The sequence below is a fragment of the Arthrobacter sp. 2YAF22_2 genome, assembly GCF_052114645.1.
Classification (GTDB): domain Bacteria; phylum Actinomycetota; class Actinomycetes; order Actinomycetales; family Micrococcaceae; genus Arthrobacter.
The window spans coordinates 1-6,382 of record NZ_JBFRFD010000180.1 but is presented as its reverse complement, the minus strand read 5'-3'; the positions used below and the strand labels follow the sequence as shown (position 1 = coordinate 6,382).

Below are 6,382 nucleotides of genomic sequence, written 5' to 3'. Positions count from 1 at the left end.
GCTCGTCACCACGAGCGCGCATTTCCACCGCCAGGTCCACGGCTTTGAACCTGCGGGCGGCGTGCGGGTCCACGTCTCCGGCATCGACGTCGTCCGCGACGCGGCCGGAACGTTCCGTGTCTTGGAGGACAACGTACGCGTGCCCTCCGGCGTGAGCTACGTCCTGGAGAACCGCCGCGCGATGGCCAAGGGCCTGCCGGAGGCCTTCGGCCAGCAGCTGATCCGCCCGGTGGAGGAGTACCCCCGCCGGCTGCTGTCCGCGCTGCGCAAGACGGCACCGTCCGGCGTGGACGATCCCACCGTGGTGGTCCTGACCCCGGGCGTGTTCAACAGCGCCTACTTCGAGCACACGCTGCTGGCCGGCCTGATGGGCGTGGAACTTGTCGAGGGCCGCGACCTGATCTGCCGCGGCAACCGGGTGTACATGCGCACCACCGCCGGCGAGCAGCGCGTGGACGTGATCTACAAGCGGATCGACGACGAATTCCTGGACCCGCTGCAGTTCCGCTCCGACTCCATGCTCGGCTGCCCCGGACTGGTCAACGCCGCCCGCGCCGGCGGCGTCACGATCGCCAATGCCGTGGGCAACGGCGTCGCGGATGACAAGCTGGTGTACAGCTACGTGCCCGACTTGATCCGCTACTACCTTAATGAAGAACCCGTCATCGCCAACGTGGACACCTTCCGGCTCGAGGAAAATGAAGCCCGGGAAGAGGTCCTGGACCGGCTCGACGAACTGGTGGTCAAGCCGGTGGACGGTTCCGGCGGCAAGGGCCTCGTAATCGGCCCGGACGCGTCCAGGGACGAACTGGAGGCCCTGCGGCAGCGCATCATCGCGGACCCGCGCGGCTGGATCGCGCAGCCGGTGCTGCAGCTCTCCACCGTGCCCACGCTCAGCGGCGACAAGTTCGGCCCGCGGCACGTGGACCTGCGGCCCTTCGCCGTGAACGACGGCGATGACGTCTGGGTCCTGCCCGGCGGCCTCACCCGGGTGGCGCTCAAGGAAGGCTCACTGATCGTGAACTCCAGCCAGGGCGGCGGCTCCAAGGACACCTGGGTGCTGGCCGACTCCCCGCAGGTCCCGGTCGAAGCCGTCCCGCGGGCGGCCGTCACGGTCCGCGAACGGGTGTCCGTGTGGCCGGTGGAGAGCAATTGGCGCGACAGCCAGAAGGAACAGCAACAGCAGCAGATTTCCGAGGCGCAGGAGGTAGCCGCGAATGCTTAGCCGAATTGCCGAGTCACTGTTTTGGATCGGCCGCTATGTGGAGCGGGCCGACGGGACCGCCAGGATCCTGGACGTCCACCTCGAGCGGCTGAACCACCTGCCAATGGAAGAGCAGCGCAGCGTCGCACGGGAACTCCTCGCCGTCATGGGCGCCCGGCCGCAGTCCGAGGACTTCGGCCTGGACGAGCTGCTGCACGCCCTGGCGTACGACAAGCACAGCGCCACCTCGATCGCCGGTTCCCTCGGCGCCGCGCGTGAGAACGCCCGGCGGGCCAGGGAAACCGTGTCCTCGGGCCTCTGGGAGAGCCTGAACACCACCTACTACGGCCTGAACCAGCACCGCAAGGACGTGGTGGGCACTTACCGTTTCTGCACCTGGGTGCTGGAGCGCACCGCCATGGTCAGCGGCCTCGCGGACACCACTGTCAGCCACGACGAAAGCTGGCTGTTCCTGGTCCTGGGACGGTCGCTGGAGCGGGCCGATATGACGGCGCGTATGCTCTCCACCCGGGATGTACTCTCGGCCGGGATGTCCTGGGTGAATATGCTCCGGTGCGCCGGCGCGTACGAGTCGTTCCTGCGGACCCGCCGCGCAGCGTTCGGCGACCAGCACGCCGCGGAGTTCCTGCTGCTGGACCGGCTCTTCCCACGGTCCATCGTCTATGCCCTGCGCGACGCCGACGAATGCCTGGCCAAGCTGGACCCGTCGGCCCAGCGCGTGGGCTTCATCAACGACGCCCGCCGGATCGTCGGGCAGGCCCGCACCTTCCTCGAATTCCACCGCACCGACGACCTGATGTCCGAACTGCCGGAGCACATGGAACGCGTGCAGAAGGCCGTATCGCAGGCGTCGGACGCCATTTCCCGTAAGTACTTCAATCAGGCGGACGAACTGGCCTGGGTGGGAGAAGTTTCATGACCCGGCTCAGTATCACCCACAAGACCGCGTACAAGTACAACGGCCGCGTGACCCTTTCCTACAACGAGGCCCGGATGACGCCGCTGACGGATCCGCAGCAGGTGGTGCTGGAGTCCTCGATGAAAGTCTCTCCCGCGCAGGCAGCGATCAGCAGCTACCGCGACTACTGGGGTACCCGCGTGACGGCCTTCGACATGCAGATGCCGCATGAACACCTTGAGGTCCTGTCCACCACCACTGTGGAGGTGCACCGCGTGGAGCGGATCGCAGCGGAAGCGGACATCGTCGGTTGGGATGTGCTGTCCGCGCCGRGCACTCTCAACCAGTTCAGCGACTGGATCCCGCAGTCGCAGCTGACCGGCCCCGGCGCCGAGGTGCTGGGGATCGTGCCCGGCGTCGTCGAGGGGCTAAATCCGCACGAGGCGGCGCTGGCCGTCTTCGAATGGATGCGCGGGGAGATGAGCTACATGAAGGGCTCCACCGCCGTGACCACCAACGCCGAGGAAGCTTGGAACCAGCGCCAGGGCGTCTGCCAGGACCTCGCCCACCTCGCCATCGGGGCCCTGCGCAGTTGCGGAATCCCGGCCCGGTACGTGTCCGGCTACCTGCACCCGCGCTCGACGGCAGACCTTGGCGAGACGGTCGCCGGACAGTCCCACGCCTGGCTGGAATGGTGGGACGGCGAATGGCGCAGCTGGGACCCGACGAACCACAAGCCTGCCGGCGACTTCCATGTCACCGTGGCGCGCGGCCGGGACTATCGTGACGTGCCGCCGCTGAAGGGGATCCTGTCCGGCGGCGGCGGATCGGCGCTGTCAGTGACCGTGGAAATCACCCGGCTGGCCTGATCAGTCCGCCGGCCCCCGAGGCCGTGTCAGGGGGTGGCTGTTCCTAGCGCGCAGAACAGGCACCGGGAGGGCGGTTCCTGTGGCTTATTCGAGACCGGAACGGGTGGCGTCGTCCAGCGGCGTCCACCAGGTCAGCGGCGGAACGATCTTGAACCGGCGGCCGGTCACGGAGTCCGGCGTGATCCGGACGAAGTGTTCCTTCTTGCCGGCCTGCCACGGGAACAGCAACAGCCCCACCGTGTCCAGGACCTCTTCCTGGTTTTTCACCGCCGCGGCCTGGCCCTTGATGACCACACTCCAGGCAATGCCGGTGTCCGAATCGACGCCGTCCGCCTCGACGGCCACCGGGGTGTCGCCCGTGGCGGCCTGCAGCTTCGTGCCCTCCGCCGTGCGGAACACGAGGGTTCCGTGGTCCACCTTGTAGTTGATCGGGAAAATGTCCGGGTGGTCGTCCACCCACACGGCCATGCGGCCGACGGTGACGCTGCGCAGGAGCCTCCAGCACTCGTGGTTGTCCAGGTTCTCAACGTCATGCGGCTGGTTGGCGGCGGATTTCGGATCGGTGCTCATGGCGCCGAGCCTACGTCAGGCGACGCCGCCGGGGCTAGGGCATAACGTCCCGGCGACGTAATAATGCCGCGGGAATTCAGGTGCTATCGGCACCGATGGGGGTATTCTGGCAGCACGTCATCGGCGCGGATGTACGTCGTCGACATTGGGGACATTGAACATGAACTCAGCTGGTAACAGTCCGGACCTTGCCACGTCAGGCAGCCCCCGGATCGAAGACCTGCTCAAAGACTTTGTGTCCCGCGCCGGTGAATTGCTGCAGTCCCAGGAACGCATGGCCGGCCTGCTCGAAGCCGTCGTGGCCATCGCCGAAGACCTGAGCCTGGATGCCGTGCTCGAACGTGTCGTCCAGTCCGCCTGCCGCCTGCTGCATGCCCGCTACGGAGCCCTCGGTGTGATCGGCGACGACCATGCCCTGAGCCATTTCATCAGCATCGGAATCGAGGGCGAACTCGCCGACCGGATCGGCCCGCACCCCGTCGGCCACGGCGTGCTCGGCCTGCTGATCAGGGACCCGCGGCCGCTGCGCCTGCACGACCTGCGCAAACATCCGGAAGCCTACGGATTTCCCGAGCACCACCCGCCCATGCAGTCCTTCCTCGGCGTGCCGATCCGGGTCCGAGACACCGTCTTTGGCAATCTTTACCTGACGGAGAAGGACGACGGCGGGGACTTCAGCGACGCGGACGAGAGCCTCGCGGTCGCACTGGCCGCCGCTGCCGGCGTCGCGATCGAAAACGCCAAACTGTACGACGACTCCCGACGGCGCGCCCGCTGGCTCGAAGCCTGCATGGATGTGTCAGGCCTGATGCTCGGCAGCGACCGGGACTACACCGCCGGCGGCCTGGACCCCATCGCCGCCAGGGCACTCCAGGAGTCCGAGTCCCGGCTTGCCCTGATCGTGGCACCTGCGGTAGCCGGGCCCGGCTACCTCGTGGCGGGYGCGGCGGGGGAGCGCGGCAAGGACTTCGCTGGCATCTCGCTCGCCCTTGACTCGCCCGAACTGCAGGACGTGCTCGTCGGCGGGGAGCCGGTTGTGCTCAACGATTCCGCGGCGGTGCTGGAGGGGCACTGCAGCGCCATGGGCCAGCTCTTGGTCGTTGCTTTGAGTACGCAGGGCGCCCACCATGGCCTGTTGCTGCTCGCCCGCCACCCGGATGCGCTGCGCTACGCCCGTACCGACATCGAGATGGGCGCCGTCTTCGGCTCGCATGTGGCCCTCGCCCTGGAGCTGGCCCGCGTTCACCGGCTCCGCGAGGAACTGCTCGTGTTCACGGACCGGGACCGGATCGCCCGGGACCTGCACGACCTTGTCATCCAGAGGCTCTTCGCGGCAGGGCTGAGCGTCCAGAGCCTGACCCGGTACACCAAGGATGAGCTGGCGACAGAACGGATCAGCAACATCACGGGCGAGTTGGACGAGGCGATCCGCAGCCTGCGGGACACGATCTACTCGCTCAGGAGCGGCAGCGGCGAAACCGAACTGCTCAGCGGCAGGATCCGCCGGGTGGCGCGGAGTTCGGCCAAGTCCATTCCGTTCACCCCCCGGCTTACGCTGACCGGCCCGATAGACGCCGTCACGCCGGACAAGGCGGACAACGTCGTGGCCGTGGTTTCCGAAGGACTGAGCAACGCGATCCGGCATTCCGGTGCCGACGCCATCTCGGTCTCCGTGGCCGTCATCAAGGGCCGGGTCACGGTGGTCATCACGGACAACGGCTCCGGCTTCAACGCCACCCAGGAACGCAACGGTCTCGCCAATCTGGAGGACCGGGCCCGGATGCTCGACGGCGAGTGCACCATCACGTCCGAGCAGGATGCCGGAACCAGTGTGGAATGGTCCGTCCCGCTCTAGCGGGCGTCAGCGCGGGCTGTGCTGCCGTCCGCCGTCCGACGCCGCGCCGGCGGTCGGGGCCCCTTGGCCGGCCGGGCTGGCAATGAAGACCGCTGCCTGGGTGCGCCGTTCGAAGCCCAGCTTGGCGAGCAGCGACGAGACGTAGTTCTTTACCGTCTTTTCGGCCAGGAACATCTCGGCGGCGATCTGCCGGTTGGTCAGGCCGCCGCCGACCAGCTCCAGCACCCTGCGCTCCTGCGGGGTCAGGGCCGCGGTCCGCGGATCGACCTCTTGGGTTTCCACCATGCTCTCAACGACACTCGCGGCGAYACCGTCCTCGAAAAGGGATTCGCCTGCCGCGGCCCGCCGCAGGGCACCGATCAAGTCAGTGCCGCCGATCTCCTTCAGGATGTAGCYGGAGGCGCCGGCGAGGACAGCGCCGCGCAGGGCCTGGTCGTCGTCGAAGCTGGTGAGGATGATGCAGTTCAGGGACGGATCCACGGAACGCACGTCCCGGCAGACCTCAATACCGGTGCCATCGGGCAGTCGGGCATCCAGGACGCAGACATCCGGATGCAGTGCCGGAATCCGCCGCGTCGCCTCCACCGCTGAGCCCGAGCTGCCCACCACCAGGAAGCCCTCGCCCTCGAGGAGTTCCTGCAGCCCGCGGCGGACGAGCTCATGGTCGTCGAGGATGAACACTCGGACAACCGCCGGGTGGCCTTCGGCCGCGGTAACGCCGGCATCTGCCCAGGCAATCATGTTTCTCCCGCTGTTGTAGGTCGCTGGAACGCATTGCAGTCGTGCTAACCATTGTGGTGCCCAGACGCTCCCAATGGGGACGGGGACGGCAGATTTCTTTGTCCCGCCCAGCAATTCTTGGCCTGGGGAAGGTCCCGCCGCAAGGGTCATTGGGCCTACGGAACCGGGCCGGCCGGGCCGCGCCGTGACTTTCGGCCCTAGCACGGCGCCCCGCCGGCCGGAAG

Annotated in this window: 6 protein-coding genes; 4 read left to right on the top strand and 2 right to left on the bottom strand. The window is 67.6% G+C overall.

The window, feature by feature from the left end; genetic code table 11:
- The 3 genes from AB4Y86_RS09275 to AB4Y86_RS09265 form a co-directional block, all read left to right on the top strand.
- The coding region (locus AB4Y86_RS09275; RefSeq protein WP_441401954.1) for a circularly permuted type 2 ATP-grasp protein at nt 1-1,225 on the top strand (1,225 nt) is incomplete at its 5' end.
- Complete coding sequence (locus AB4Y86_RS09270) at nt 1,218-2,144, top strand: alpha-E domain-containing protein (protein ID WP_441401953.1); 927 nt, start codon at nt 1,218-1,220, stop codon at nt 2,142-2,144. The genes AB4Y86_RS09275 and AB4Y86_RS09270, both read left to right, overlap by 8 nt.
- The gene (locus tag AB4Y86_RS09265) at nt 2,141-2,992 is read left to right on the top strand and encodes a transglutaminase family protein (protein WP_441401952.1); all 852 of its coding nucleotides are present in this window, start codon (nt 2,141-2,143) and stop codon (nt 2,990-2,992) included. Before AB4Y86_RS09270 ends, AB4Y86_RS09265 begins: the two co-directional genes overlap by 4 nt.
- An 84-nt stretch (nt 2,993-3,076) precedes the next feature.
- Here the strand turns inward: AB4Y86_RS09265 and AB4Y86_RS09260 are convergent, their stop codons facing one another.
- Nucleotides 3,077-3,562: a pyridoxamine 5'-phosphate oxidase family protein gene (locus AB4Y86_RS09260; protein WP_441401951.1), complete on the bottom strand. Its 486-nt coding sequence runs from the start codon at nt 3,560-3,562 to the stop codon at nt 3,077-3,079.
- Between the two features lie 160 nt (nt 3,563-3,722).
- Here AB4Y86_RS09260 and AB4Y86_RS09255 point away from each other — a divergent pair, with 160 nt between their 5' ends.
- Nucleotides 3,723-5,417 carry a GAF domain-containing sensor histidine kinase gene (locus AB4Y86_RS09255; protein WP_441401950.1) on the top strand — a complete coding sequence of 565 codons (1,695 nt, stop codon included), beginning with the start codon at nt 3,723-3,725 and terminating at the stop codon, nt 5,415-5,417.
- A 6-nt stretch (nt 5,418-5,423) separates the two neighbouring features.
- Here AB4Y86_RS09255 and AB4Y86_RS09250 read toward each other — a convergent pair whose 3' ends face one another.
- Nucleotides 5,424-6,158 carry a response regulator gene (locus tag AB4Y86_RS09250; protein ID WP_441401949.1) on the bottom strand — a complete coding sequence of 245 codons (735 nt, stop codon included), beginning with the start codon at nt 6,156-6,158 and terminating at the stop codon, nt 5,424-5,426.
- Nucleotides 6,159-6,382: the final 224 nt, after the last annotated feature.

What these genes read in the sequence shown, in the direction of transcription:
- AB4Y86_RS09270 (WP_441401953.1), top strand. Translation starts at nt 1,218, where the DNA reads ATGCTTAGCCGAATTGCCGAGTCACTGTTTTGGATCGGCCGCTATGTG.
- AB4Y86_RS09260 (WP_441401951.1), bottom strand. Translation starts at nt 3,562, where the DNA reads ATGAGCACCGATCCGAAATCCGCCGCCAACCAGCCGCATGACGTTGAG.